Source organism: Nostoc sphaeroides, from assembly GCF_003443655.1.
Classification (GTDB): Bacteria; Cyanobacteriota; Cyanobacteriia; order Cyanobacteriales; family Nostocaceae; genus Nostoc; species Nostoc sphaeroides.
In genome coordinates, this window is record NZ_CP031941.1 from 6,057,441 (window position 1) to 6,070,933 (window position 13,493).

Here is a 13,493-nt window from a genome sequence, read left to right on the forward strand (position 1 = left end):
TCCCTAATTTCGCTTACGCTCAATTTTGGTCAGAAGGTGTTTCGTTTTTGACCGCTTTACATCCACGAACTACGAAGCGTTGAGGCAGGGGTATTACAGCGATTTGATAAATCACGTAATAAAGTACACCTAAAGCCTCATATTCATCCAATTTAGTAGTGTATTCCTTGCGATAATTTTGGGAAACTACTTCTAGCACGAAAATCGGTACAACATTTTCATCCCACAGCACATAACTGGGACGCAACTCTTCATCATAAAACCGCTCTACCCCTAAGCTCAAAAACCCATCTGGGACAATGGGCGGTTTATCGGGGTGATAATAAATACCCATATCTATGGCAAAGAGCCAATCCATGCGTTCTGACCAAAGTATCAGCAGGATCGCCTTCAGCAAGCCTGGTATCAATTCTTGTAGTTCATTATCCACAGGCGTTTCATCAGAGTCTGGTAGTTCCTCGGCTGAGGGCAAGTACCTGGGCAAGTTGTACTCTAACATGGCTGGTTTCCCCAAAACTCAAAGGATATTTCACTCTATTTGGCTCACCAGAATTATAGCGATTTCTTCTCTAGCGATGTCACTAGTAGTCTGTCTCATTGCTTACAAGGCGTGAACAAGTTCGTAGTCAGGACTTTAGTCCTGGTTTTTTAAGCACGCTTTGTGCTTACTACAAACTCTCAAAATAGCTTGACAAATTAGGAGTTTACTACTGCATATTAAGCACTCTACTGACACTAATTAGCAGCTTTTAACTACTAGACAATCTTAAATCTGTCGCAATCATGAGCAAGAAAATTTATTTGATGCCTAAATTCTAACTGTCACAATCCGATTATCTTGATGATGCAATTTTTTGCTTTGACTAAGGGATACCACTTGTGGTATTGAGAAACAGCCAAGATTCGACAGATATAATAGTTACTGGCTTGTTTATTGGTTGTGCAGAGCTAAAATTGCAGCCTAGCCAAGAATGCAGGCGTTTCTACCCCACCAAGCAAGTTACTTAATCTGATAAAATTTTGGTAACTCTTAACTATTAATAAATATATTAGGTGCTTAGTGCTATTAATGCTTTATATTTAGCGACAGGGTGGTGCAAACAACCACTCATGTTCAAATACTTAGGAGGTAGTACCCACTGGGAGCAACTCACGCTTCGATACCATCAGCATATAGTGTAAGTTAAGGTTAAGTCGATATTCAAACGAATAATTTTTGCCAAATTGCGACAGATAAAGACTAAACTAAAAAGTCTTGTGCAGCAAAACCTGTAGCTTTAAATGAAATAATCATGTCTAAGGTTCTTGTCTCAGATTCTATTGACCAAGCTGGAATTGACATTCTTTCGCAAGTTGCTACCGTTGATGTCAAACTAGGTCTAAAACCAGCAGAACTGATCGAAATTATTGGTGAGTATGACGCGCTGATGATTCGCTCTAGTACGCGCGTCACCCAAGAAATCATTGAAGCCGGCACTCAGCTAAAAATCATCGGTCGTGCTGGTGTGGGTGTGGATAATGTGGATGTTCCCGCAGCCACCCGCCGGGGAATTGTAGTAGTCAATTCTCCAGAGGGAAACACAATTGCCGCCGCCGAACATGCGTTAGCGATGATTTTGGCTTTGTCTCGCCACATTCCCGATGCTAACGCTTCGGTGAAACGCGGGGCGTGGGATCGCAATAGCTTTGTCGGCGCGGAAGTCTACAAAAAAACTCTCGGCGTTGTCGGGTTGGGTAAAATTGGCTCCCATGTTGCGGCTGTAGCTAAGACAATGGGGATGAAACTTTTAGCTTATGACCCTTTTATTTCTACAGACCGAGCCGAACAACTTGGCTGTCAGTTAGTTGAGCTAGATTTACTCTTCCAGCAAGCAGATTATATCACTCTACACATCCCGAAAACCCCAGAAACCACCCACTTAATCAATGCCACAACCCTGGCAAAGATGAAACCGACAGCCCGGATTATCAACTGCGCTCGTGGTGGGATCATTGATGAAGTAGCTTTAGCAGCAGCTCTGAAAGCTGGTAAGATTGGGGGCGCAGCTTTGGATGTGTTCGAGTCAGAACCATTGGGTGAATCGGAATTGCGATCGCTAGGCAAAGAAGTTATCCTCACCCCCCACTTGGGAGCCTCTACCGCAGAAGCTCAAGTGAATGTGGCTATTGATGTTGCTGAACAAATTCGGGATGTCCTTTTAGGACTACCAGCGCGTTCAGCCGTCAACATTCCCGGACTCGGCCCCGATGTGTTGGAAGAACTCAAACCCTACATGCAACTAGCAGAAACTCTAGGTAATCTAGTAGGACAGCTAGCTGGCGGACGGGTGGAAGTACTCAATATTCGACTCCAAGGGGAACTCGCAACCAACAAAAGTCAGCCTTTGGTAGTCGCTGCCCTCAAAGGTTTACTTTACCAAGCTTTGCGAGAACGGGTAAATTACGTAAATGCCAGCATAGAAGCTAAAGAACGCGGAATTAGGGTGATTGAAACCCGCGATGCTTCCATTCGAGACTATGCCGGAACGCTTCATCTAGAAGCCACGGGTACTTTAGGGACTCATTCTGTCACCGGCGCTTTGTTGGGTGAACGGGAAATCCATTTAACTGATGTTGACGGTTTCCCGATTAACGTCCCACCCAGCAAATATATGCTGTTTACCCTGCACCGCGATATGCCGGGGATTATCGGCAAACTCGGTTCCCTACTCGGCAGTTTTAATGTGAATATTGCCAGTATGCAAGTAGGTCGTAAAATCGTCCGTGGTGATGCCGTAATGGCTCTGAGTATAGATGACCCATTACCAGAGGGCATTTTGGAGGAGATTATAAAAGTCCCTGGTATTCGGGACGCGTATACAGTAACACTATGAGTGCTGAGTGAAAAAAGTTAGGAGTACAGACGCGAAAAATCTTTGTCTGTACAAGAGTTAGGAGTTAGAAGTTAAACAGGAGAACTCCTAACTCCTAACTCCTAACTCCTAACTCATAACTCTGTTAAACTCAGCACTCAAAAATGGCAAACACCTGGTGGGAACTACAGATTTTATGTGAGCCAGACCTAGAAGATTCGATCTTTTGGCGACTGGAAGATTTTGGCTGTCGGGGGACAGCTAGTGAAAACAAAGGAAATTCATCTTTAGTCAGGGCTTATTTATCGACAATTCAAACGCAGCTGCTAGATTTGGCAGCGCTATCGCTGTGGCTGCGTCAAGATGCTCTCTGTGTAGGAGTTTCATCTCCCTCTCTGCAATGGCAATTAATTGATGAAGAAGATTGGGCGACTAGCTGGAAACAATATTGGCATCCGCAGGAAATAGGCGATCGCTTCTTAATCAACCCCGCGTGGCTACCATTACCAGAAACAACGGAACGGTTAGTGATTCGTCTTGACCCTGGTGTAGCATTTGGTACGGGCAACCATGCCACCACTCAGCTATGTTTGGAATCCCTGGAAATGCGGCTGAGTGGAGTTTCTCAGTCGTTTGTGGGTGCTAGTGGCAAACATGAACATCTGGTAATTGCGGATATTGGCTGTGGTTCTGGTATCCTTTCAATTGGGGCGCTGCTACTGGGAGCAGAGAAAGTCTATGCAGTAGATAATGACCCTTTGGCGGTGCAATCAACTATCAGCAATGGTGCGCTCAACGACATTAGTCCAGAACGTTTACTACCTGCACTGGGAAGTGTAGACGTTTTGACAAAACTAGTTGAGAAACCAGTAGATGGTATCGTTTGCAATATTTTGGCTCATGTAATTATTGAATTAATTCCCGAAATGAGTGCGATCGCTAAACCTGAGACTTGGGCAATTTTCAGTGGTATTTTACTAGAACAATCTAAAGGTGTTGCTGATGCCTTAGAACAAAATGGTTGGGTGGTTGCTACCTTGTGGAAACGAAAAGAATGGTGTTGCTTGAATGTACGGCGTTCTTAACTCAGTAGGATTACTCACACTTTTGTAAGAGTCAAAGTATCGTGCTAACCGACATCCCGCCCTGCACTGAAGTGCAAGGCTGATAGCCGAAGTCCACTAAGCGTGGACTAAAATTATATGCTCAGTCCGCTTTAGGGGACTTTAGCTATAAGCCTTGGAATTTATTCGGAGGCGGGATAATAACGAAGCAAGGTATAGAAGTATAAAAAAGTTATACAGGGTTTAAAACCTAAAGTTTCAGTTACCCTGAAGTTATAGCGCAATACAGTTCAGTTAAGGGACTTCCAAGTAAAAAAATATTCCATTGCTATTGTTCACTGTTGACCGTTGACGGTTCACGAGTTTTCAGTCAACTGTCAACTGTCAACGACTTGAATGTGGAATAATTTATTTTTTGGAGTTCCCTAAGGATTTGTGGTACTGATTTTAAACCTGTAGAGACGCGAAATTTCGCGTCTTTACCAAGATTTTTGGGCTTAACTGAACGGTATTGAGTTATAGCGCAATACCGTTCAGTTAAGACTAAAACTTTGCGATCAAAGTCAATTTTTTAACGAACCGCCAAGGCGCAGAGGACACAGAGAGAAAAAAGAAATGCTTAACTGAACGGTATTGAGTTATAGCGGACTAAAAAACCCCACCCCTAAGACAGGGCGGGGTTGTTACAATGACTAAGGCTATTTAATCGCACATAATATCACTCAAATTGCACAAGCGATCGCCCCGATACAATAATAAAACCGACAGAATCAAGTCTAATCTGGGGCTGGCGAATTCCCTCTAGAATGGCTGCATTTAAAGCAGTTTCTATATTCAATTCTTCAGCTAATGCATTATCCCAACTTTGCTGATTCAGACGCAGCCGTAATTGTTCGACTCTATTGGCTAATTTATTTTCAGCGATCTTAGCACAACTTTGGCATAAGTCAATAAAATCGGGACGATTAGATAGTAATTCTGAAGAAGTATTACGCACTTGATAGCAAAAATTTTGCCATTTACTAGGATCAACAAAATCGTCAATAATTCCTAAGCGCTCTTTTGCCAGATTGTAATCTCGTCCTTGATTGTTGTTTTTATCTTTATATGGACGTTGTAGAATACTTAAGAGGGCTTTATCTTCAACAGTGCGTATTGGCTCCTGGCGACCATCAACATAGATAGTTTCTATAATTGGTGGAAATAGAGCATCGACACGTCGCTGCAAGTTTTTGAATTGAGAATTATCTAGTTTGTTATCTAGTAAAACTTGTTTTGCAAGTTTTAAATTTGCCTCGACTACATAATTGCATTGGAAACCGAACCACTCTTTCCCTTCTTTAGAGTCCCAAGATGCATCAGTGCGCCACATCGCAAAGGCTTCACCTCGGTCATCCCAGTTTATATAGTTCCAGAGTGCTTCAATAAATCCTTCCCCAACCCGATAGAGTTTAATACCAGGATTCTGGTTTGCTACCCTGCGATTATAAGTACCAAATTGGTCTAGGGAACTCTCAGCAAAACGGTTTTTTAAGTCATTTATGGGAACCAATGTCCGCGTTGAGGGTTGATAACGTCGCATCTCTGATGAGTCGGGGTTATTGAGTCCTCTGAATCCCAGCGCGTCGCAAATCCAGCCTTCAATTGCTCGTTTCATTTCTAGATGACAAGCATCATAATTATCTAGCTCTAGAAAATACTCGGTAGCAATTTCATCGTTAGCATCAATTTCATCTAGAGCATTTTGTTCGCTAATTTTGGCTATTTCGCCTTCAATTTGCTCTTGAATTGGCGGAATCATCTCTAACAATCCAGCAGCACCTGATTGAAACAAAACTGTTTCTAATTCTGCAAGTTTCTCATCCACATAAAACTGTAAACTGGCAATTGATTGTTGGAAAATACCAAACCCATCTTTCAATACTTTATACCAAGCATTATGAGGACTATCTTCCAAATATGGCCCAATTAAGGCACTAGATTGGATGCCAATTTTGCTGCCAATGCGGTCAAGTCTGCCAATTCTCTGTTCTAATTGATTAGGCGACCAAGGAAGGTCAAAATGAATTAACCAATCGGCAAACTGGAGATTACGCCCTTCTTCTCCAGAGCGATCGCATACTAGAATAAAGCAGTTTGGGTTATTCTTGAACCTATTTAAGCCTTCCTCAACTTTGTCGGGTGATTCTCCAAATTGATGGCTGGCTATCGTCTCTGCACCAAAGGTATCAGATAAATATCGGACGATTTCGCCACAAGTTTGCACAAAACTGGTAAATACAACAAATTTGGGCAGAATATCGCCAGTAATTGGTCTTTTAATTCTCTGCTGTATCCTGGTGATGAATTCCTTTTGATTCTTCCGAACGTTTGCGGGAATTTTGAAGTATGTACCTAACTGATTTAGCAGCACTGTTTTCAAATTTTCCGTCCGTTGTCCATCCTCTTGAGGTTGACGAATAATTTTTAGCAAGGATTGGAGAATCTCTTCTTCGCCTGAGAATTTTGGGGTTGTAGTTAATAGGCGAATATCATTTTCTCTAAACTCCTGGATGAGTTTAGCATGAGGTTTACCAGTTAACCGGGCGGTAATTACCTGCTCTAAAATGCCTAACCAAGTACCAGCAGCTAGGAATAATAACAGAAAAATTCGCTGATATTGCTTGTCACCAGGAGCAACACTCCGCCATTGATTGAGTAGTTCGTGAATATCAAGCGATCGCTCGTCTAAATCATACTCTTCTTTGGGCGTAAAGTTGCGGTCAAATATCACATCTTCCACCGCAGCGCGACGGTTGCGAAGCATTCGGCGGTGTAGTCGATAGATATCGCTGACATGGACGCGAATCCCTTGCAGGATTTGCTCTTGCTCGGTAGAATTTGCTGGTGAATTTTCTAAATCATCCGCCAGCTTCAGTAAATACTCATCTTCAGCAAAGAGGTTTCGTAGTTGCTGCAAGTTGCTTTTGAGGACAAGAGGTTCCGCATCTTCTTTAAAAGAAAGCAGAAGTTTACCAATTTGCTGACGGCTTTCAACTTTGGCACGAAAACCTGCTAAATCACCAAGTTTATAGGTTGTCGGGTCGAGCAAGTGCAACATGGCCAGAAAATCCTGCTCATGATTGAGAACAGGAGTGGCAGATAATAAAAGTAAGCGATCGCTTTTATGAGCAAGTTCTTTGCAAGTCTGAAAACGCTGTAGCACAGTTGCATCCTTAGAGGTTGCCAGTGCTGCAATATGATGGGCTTCATCTAAAATTAAGCAGCCTATCTTCGCTTTCAAGTTGATTTTATGGATATCTTCAACCGCCAGCACCGCCACCCGTTTGCCAAAATGGGAAATGTAAAACTTGTTTTCTAACTCAAGCCGCCATTGTTTGAGCAAATATTGGGGAACTAATACCACCGCATTTTTTTTCGGTTCATCCAGAAGGAATTGACGCAGAATTGCACCCGCTTCGATGGTTTTTCCGAGTCCCACCTCGTCTGCTAGCAAGTAGCGTTGAATTGGGTCTTCCAGCACCCGCCGCACAACTTCAACTTGGTGAGGATAAAGATTGATATTTGCCGAAATCAGCCCTGTCATCCCGCGACTGACAGCGCGTTGCTTAATCAAGGATTTGACAAAAGCCAATCTTTTGTCGTGGAAGTATGGTGTTTCGTGACCCTTCATCGCCAGAGTTTCGATAGGGTCAGTGTTTGGGAGATTACAACGAACGTAAATGTCTTCTTCAGTAGCGATCGCAGTTTTCTTATCTGGTAAATCAATTTGATACATTTCTGTATCTTCATCCCAAATAAAAACTCTGCCAACTATCCATGTATCCTGCGTTTGGGACTTAATATAGCATCGAGCCTGGGGTTCAAGCCTGACCTGAGAGAGCGAATTTAAAGGTAAAGTTTTTTGCAGACGTTGCCCTATGGAGCAGAAATACTCAACGTTCGCATTGGTATCAGATATTTCAGTAACTTTTCCTATACCCAAATAGTTATTCTGGGACTGTACCAATAAACCGAGCTTAATCATAGATCCAGTCCCCTGAACATACTAAAATAACCTTCCAGACTAGTTTGTTCACCTATATCTGGCAGTTTTGTCGATCAACATTATAGATAATAAACTGGCATCACAGCTTTTTGTTATAGCGATGTCTACGACGGGCTACGTCTATGCTGCACCATCGCCAACTAGTAAAATCAGCCCAAAGGTTGATATGCGTTGTGATGTACTAGTTTTTAAATGCATCGGGACGCATTGGTATTGCAAGGTATTACCAAATTAATTCGCTACGAATTAATGAAATAGTGTACTTAGCTGATTAGGTGGCGCAATAGATTCACGCTTTGCCTTGATCGCGCCACGATACAATTAAGATGATGTAGTTTTATTTAGTATGAAGAAAGTCAGAGACAACACAATTAAATTAAATCAATATTTAAAGTTAATGGGTATAGTGCCAAGTGGAGGACAAGCCAAGCTGATGATTCAAGGTGGCGATGTCCAAGTCAACGGTATGCTAGAAACCCGACGAGGGCGGCGACTAGTGCCAGGTGATAAAGTGACAATCCAAGGACAGACTTTAGAAGTGAATTTGGACAACAATGAAGACCAAGACGTAGTAATAGATTCTACCGAACAAACCGAGTAAAGGATTTTTATTTTAAATTTACGAGTTCCTCTTTTCCCTTGTGAGTAATGCTGCAAATTTCCAATAAAGTTATTATCCCACAGAGTGAGATTGAAATTAGTGCAATTCGTTCGCAAGGAGCGGGAGGCCAAAATGTGAATAAGGTTTCCACGGCGATTCACTTGCGCTTTGATATTGCAGCTTCATCATTACCCGATTATTATAAAGAACAGCTTTTAAAGCTGAACGATCGCCGCATCACCCAGGAGGGAGTTGTTGTCATCAAAGCCCAAGAACATCGAAGCCAAGAAAACAATCGTGAGTCAGCTTTGAAACGACTTCAAGAACTTATTCAAAGCGCAGTTGTAGTGACGATAAAACGCAAACCCACTAAACCAACTCGCAGTTCTCAAAGAAAGCGCCTTGACTACAAAACTAAGCGCGGACAGGTTAAGTCTAACAGAGGGGAAGTGACAGATTATTGATTTTTGAAATAAGTAGTCGGACAAAAATATTTACAGTCATTGCGAGCGTTCGCGTTAGCGTCTCGAAGAGAAGCGAAGCAATCCCAGCCCTTGCGATTGCTTCATTCCGCTTCGCTCCATTCGCAATGACATTGTGTAATTAATTCTGTCTGACTACTTACTCAACGTCCAGGATGAGCGGTGATTCTTGACGCTTTAACGGATTCTGATACAGTCGTAGTCTGACAATTCCTCATTGCAAGTAATCCAATTTTTGTATGCAAATTAAAAAATGCCTGGGAGTGTTGCCGTGTTTCCACCCCAGGCATTTTTTATTCTCAACTTGCTCCTCACACACAAATAAACATTATCACTACTTCTATCAAATGGCAAGTATATTGATTAAGCTTCCCCGCGCTGAAGCGACGGGGATTTCTGAAGAGTCCATAATCGAACTTTCTTAGGCTGACTTAAACAACCTCTACTTACTCTACTTAAGTCAAACTTAAATATCGCAGCTACTTTCTTGATTATGTTAACCGCACCGTGGCAGTCCGCATTTATTTTGATTCCAGTTGAGGTTTGAAATTGACCTCTAGTAATCCGAAGACCGCTGCTTTTCCACCCTTCGGGTTTTTCACCAAATTTAGGCAGAAAATCATTATCGATGAACGAACTCTTGGAGGTATAACTCTCTTCTGTTTCAACAAAAACAATACCGTATTGTTCGCATAATTGAGCTATGCGTCTTTTGAGTTTAGCTGTTGGTATTTGAACAAACTTTTGATTGTTCTTTTTACCCATATCAGCACCGTCTTTTTGCCCCTCATTCCATCCAAAGACAACAGTACCGATTTTATTGTCTATGCAATGGTTGATTACGATTCTTGCAGCTTTATTAACAGCATCTCGCATTGTCCGATTACGTTTTTCTGTAATTGCCGCAAGTCGGTTTGACCAAAAACCCTGTGGTTTTCCTTCTTTTATGTTAGCAACTGATTTGTTGTACCACTGATTAATGCTTTTGAGATGTAATCCATCAACGATAAAGGATGTTCCAGTATTCGATACACAAGTCAACCAGTTATCGATACCGTGGTCAATTCCAAGTACTTTAGACTTATCAAGTTCAATAATTGTTGTGTTTGTTTTATAGACAAACTCAGCATAAAAGCATCTGTTTCTTGGTAGTATTCTAACCTCCCTGATATCCTTGAAATCTAAATTTGACGGCATTGGTAGATAAAAAGAATCAACACCAAACCAAGTTTTTACCAAACTTCCTAAAGGAAATCTCAGCATCCCATTTTTTAGTTTTATGGATCGTCCAGTAAAAGTAGCAACTGCTAAACCACCAGATGTTCTATAATTTGGCAATTTTGGCTTTTGAGCTACTGTACCGTTTTTTATGCCTTTCAATAACCCAACAAAAGACTTAAAAGATTCAGCAACGCCTGTTAATATCTGTTGTGCTGTATCTGAATACAAAGCTTGATAATGTTTGTTCTTTTGAAGAGTTCCTATCTCTTTGTGCAAATCAGCTTTACTTGGTAACTTGCCAGTTTTGAAATAAAGTTGACGACTGTAATAAATTCCACAGTTTATTAAGCTATTCGCTTCTATGCAAACAAATTCAAGCAAGGCTTTTAAATCCAAGTCTTGGTTAATTAAAACTTGCTGACATCTGTACACCTTTAAATTAATCCTTTGTCGTTTGTCTTGACCTATCAACTATAGCTGAGTTAAGCTATATTTGTCAACAGGTCAGAATAAACGACATGAAAACTACTTTGGAGTACAGAAATGGTAATCACTCAAAGGGGAATGCAGTAGTTCATTTAGTATGGATTCCTAAGCGCAGAAAAAAGGTTTTGACCGGAGAGATAGCTAAACGCCTTCGACAAATAATTAATGAGCTAGCCCTGGAAAAAGACTGGGATGTTTTAGCGTTAGAAGTCGCTCCTGATCATGTACATTTATTTGTAGAACATCAACCAGATATTGCTATTAACCAGATAGTAAAAGCCTTTAAAGGACGCTCATCTTATATATTGCGTAAAGAGTTTCCACAATTATTGAAATTGCCTAGCCTATGGACTAACAGCTATTTTTACTCTACTGCGGGGCAAGTTTCAGCAGATGTAATTAAGAGGTATATTGAAGATCCACATCACGGATAATATTCACGGCGAATTAATTCGCCGTTGGCACTTCCTCCACGCATCTGTTCCCAAGTGGCTTCCGTGCCGTTCGGAGAGTTTTTTGTGAAATTTTTGACAAATTAAAAAGCGCTTGGGAGTGTTGCCGTGTTTCCACCCCAGGCGCTTTTTACTTTTAACTTGCTCCTCACACACGACTAAAACTTATCATTGATTCGATCAAAAAGCAAGTAAATTGTGTGACACTTTCTAAACTGCACACTTAATGAGCAATAATTTAGTGTAAAAAGTGACGTATACCAGTTAAGACCATCAGCAAACCCAGTTCGTTAGCAGCCTTGATTGAATCTTTATCGCGCATACTTCCCCCTGGCTGGACGATGGCTGTAATTCCTGCTGCTGCGGCTGTTTTCACAGAATCATCGAAGGGGAAGAATCCATCGCTGGCGAGAGTTGCACCAATGGATTTTTCTTGTGCTTGTTCTAGGGCAATTTTAACTGAGCCGACGCGGTTCATTTGACCAGCACCTACTCCTAGTGTAGTGCGATCGCTTGTCACAACAATGGCATTAGATTTAACGTGTTTGCAAACTTTCCACGCAAACAGCAATTCGGCTAATTCGTCGGGTGTGGGTTGACGTTCAGTCACAACTTGCCATTGACTGGTATCAGCAATGATGTCATCGCTAGTTTGGACAAGAAAACCACCTGCGATCGCTTTCACTGTATCCTTAGGGCCACTGCTCAAATCAGCTAGAGTCAAAACCCGCACGTTAGATTTCTTGGCAAGGATTTCTTGAGCTTCTGCATCACAACTTGGTGCAACCACACATTCTAAAAATGTTTTAGTTAACTCGCTAGCTGTAGCCCCATCAATCGGACGGTTCAGTGCGACAATTCCACCAAAAGCAGAAGTAGAATCAGCATTGAAAGCTTTTTGGTAAGCTTCGGAAATAGTGCTTCCCAATGCTGTACCACAGGGGTTTGTATGTTTAATTATCGTTGCTGCTGGAGTATCAGTGAACTCAGCAATAATTCGGCGTGCGGCTTCTAAATCAACCAAGTTATTGTAACTAAGTTCTTTGCCTTGCAGTTTTGTCGCAGATGTCCACCCTGTTGGAGTAGTACCAGTTTGATACCAAGTGGCGGGTTGATGGGGATTCTCGCCGTAACGCAGAGATTGCAATTGTGTGCCGTTCAGGGTATAATGCTGTGCTTCTGCGAGGTAAGATGCGATCGCTTGATCATAACTAGCAGTATGGGAAAATCCTTTTAAAGCCGCCTTTTGCCGAAACTCTAGGGATGCTTCGCCGTTATTTTGCCGCAATTCCTGTAAATATTCGTCATACTGTGCCGGATCGCATAATACACCGAGATGGGCGAAGTTTTTCGATGATGCCCGTAGCAATGCTGGGCCACCGATATCAATTTGTTCAACCGCTTGGGATAATGTTACCCCTGGTTTAGCGACCGTTTCCTCAAAAGGATAAAGATTCACCACCACTAAATCAATCGGGCGAATTTGGTTATTTTCTAAATCTGTAATATCTTGGGGAACATCTCGCCGCGCCAAAATACCGCCATGAATTCGGGGATGTAGGGTTTTGACTCGACCACCTAAAATTTCTGGCGAACCTGTATAATCTGCAACCTTCGTAACAGGGAGTCCCGCATCTTTGAGTGCTTGGGCTGTTCCCCCACTGCTGATTAAATCAAAGTCGAATTCTTCAACCAAGCTACGGGCTAAGTCAATTAAACCAGTTTTGTTAGATACACTCAGCAGGGCTAGACGCGCCATTGATCAATTCCTTAAAGTAGGCTAGAAGCAAAGGATCTCAAGTTTTACATAAGCCTTGGTTCACTTCAAGACCTTTCGCAATCATTCTAAAATCCAGTAGTGGCGTGGTAACGAAAGGAGATGTACAAGTTGTGCGTAACTCCTTTGACATTAAATAGTTTGGGCTAGCAAGGATAACAAGGCAGGTAACTACTACTTAAGCGATGTTACATTTCGCTTGTGCTTGGATTACTTTTAAACCCGTTTTGGTTTTCGGATAGGCTCTTAATCTATACATTTAACAGCAAATAATATGAAGATTATGCAAAGATTTTTATTCAAATATAGACATTTAAGTAAATATTCGGTATCAAGTTATTATGGGGTTATTTGATGTTTCCTGTTTTCAAGCTCAACATCCACAAGCAATAACCCACAACGAGGACATAAAGATTTCTTCTCCTATGCTCTGTCAAGTGTTCCCTATTTGCGAGCTAGTAAGACTTACGCATTGACAAACCAACTAAATTATGGGCTGTGGTTTTCAGG

General features: G+C 41.9%; 8 protein-coding genes and 1 pseudogene. 5 read left to right on the top strand and 4 right to left on the bottom strand.

Annotated elements, in window-relative coordinates; genetic code table 11:
- Positions 1–106 precede the first annotated feature (106 nt).
- A pseudogene (locus tag D1367_RS27125) lies at positions 107–499 on the bottom strand (Uma2 family endonuclease); the annotation flags it as partial.
- A 793-nt stretch (positions 500–1,292) separates the two neighbouring features.
- On the opposite strand from D1367_RS27125, the gene serA reads away from it, so the two are divergent.
- Together serA and prmA are read left to right on the top strand one after the other, a co-directional pair.
- A complete protein-coding gene (gene serA / locus D1367_RS27130; RefSeq protein WP_118169839.1) occupies positions 1,293–2,873 on the top strand; it encodes a phosphoglycerate dehydrogenase in 1,581 nt (526 codons plus the stop codon).
- Positions 2,874–3,016: 143 nt separating this feature from the next.
- A complete protein-coding gene (gene prmA / locus D1367_RS27135; protein WP_118169841.1) occupies positions 3,017–3,937 on the top strand; it encodes a 50S ribosomal protein L11 methyltransferase in 921 nt (306 codons plus the stop codon).
- A 697-nt stretch (positions 3,938–4,634) separates the two neighbouring features.
- Here the strand turns inward: prmA and dpdE are convergent.
- On the bottom strand, positions 4,635–7,943 hold the full coding sequence (gene dpdE / locus D1367_RS27140) for a protein DpdE (RefSeq protein WP_118169844.1): 3,309 nt from the start codon (positions 7,941–7,943) through the stop codon (positions 4,635–4,637).
- A gap of 367 nt (positions 7,944–8,310) precedes the next feature.
- Between dpdE and D1367_RS27145 the strand changes: the two genes are divergently transcribed.
- A complete protein-coding gene (locus tag D1367_RS27145; protein WP_118169846.1) occupies positions 8,311–8,565 on the top strand; it encodes an RNA-binding S4 domain-containing protein in 255 nt (84 codons plus the stop codon).
- A 47-nt stretch (positions 8,566–8,612) separates the two neighbouring features.
- Positions 8,613–9,029 carry an alternative ribosome rescue aminoacyl-tRNA hydrolase ArfB gene (gene arfB / locus D1367_RS27150; protein WP_118169849.1) on the top strand — a complete coding sequence of 139 codons (417 nt, stop codon included), beginning with the start codon at positions 8,613–8,615 and terminating at the stop codon, positions 9,027–9,029.
- Between the two features lie 381 nt (positions 9,030–9,410).
- Here arfB and D1367_RS27155 read toward each other — a convergent pair whose 3' ends face one another.
- Positions 9,411–10,664 carry an RNA-guided endonuclease InsQ/TnpB family protein gene (locus D1367_RS27155; RefSeq protein WP_228674728.1) on the bottom strand — a complete coding sequence of 418 codons (1,254 nt, stop codon included), beginning with the start codon at positions 10,662–10,664 and terminating at the stop codon, positions 9,411–9,413.
- Positions 10,665–10,786: 122 nt separating this feature from the next.
- Between D1367_RS27155 and tnpA the strand changes: the two genes are divergently transcribed.
- Positions 10,787–11,188: an IS200/IS605 family transposase gene (tnpA, locus tag D1367_RS27160; RefSeq protein WP_118166940.1), complete on the top strand. Its 402-nt coding sequence runs from the start codon at positions 10,787–10,789 to the stop codon at positions 11,186–11,188.
- A 256-nt stretch (positions 11,189–11,444) separates the two neighbouring features.
- Here tnpA and purH read toward each other — a convergent pair whose 3' ends face one another.
- Positions 11,445–12,965 carry a bifunctional phosphoribosylaminoimidazolecarboxamide formyltransferase/IMP cyclohydrolase gene (gene purH / locus D1367_RS27165; RefSeq protein ID WP_118169851.1) on the bottom strand — a complete coding sequence of 507 codons (1,521 nt, stop codon included), beginning with the start codon at positions 12,963–12,965 and terminating at the stop codon, positions 11,445–11,447.
- Between the last annotated feature and the right edge of the window lie 528 nt (positions 12,966–13,493).

Excerpts from the sequence above, each read along its gene's own strand:
- serA (WP_118169839.1), top strand. The coding sequence starts at position 1,293 with ATGTCTAAGGTTCTTGTCTCAGATTCTATTGACCAAGCTGGAATTGAC.
- purH (WP_118169851.1), bottom strand. The coding sequence starts at position 12,965 with ATGGCGCGTCTAGCCCTGCTGAGTGTATCTAACAAAACTGGTTTAATT.
- arfB (WP_118169849.1), top strand. The coding sequence starts at position 8,613 with ATGCTGCAAATTTCCAATAAAGTTATTATCCCACAGAGTGAGATTGAA.
- D1367_RS27145 (WP_118169846.1), top strand. The coding sequence starts at position 8,311 with ATGAAGAAAGTCAGAGACAACACAATTAAATTAAATCAATATTTAAAG.
- dpdE (WP_118169844.1), bottom strand. The coding sequence starts at position 7,943 with ATGATTAAGCTCGGTTTATTGGTACAGTCCCAGAATAACTATTTGGGT.
- tnpA (WP_118166940.1), top strand. The coding sequence starts at position 10,787 with ATGAAAACTACTTTGGAGTACAGAAATGGTAATCACTCAAAGGGGAAT.
- prmA (WP_118169841.1), top strand. The coding sequence starts at position 3,017 with ATGGCAAACACCTGGTGGGAACTACAGATTTTATGTGAGCCAGACCTA.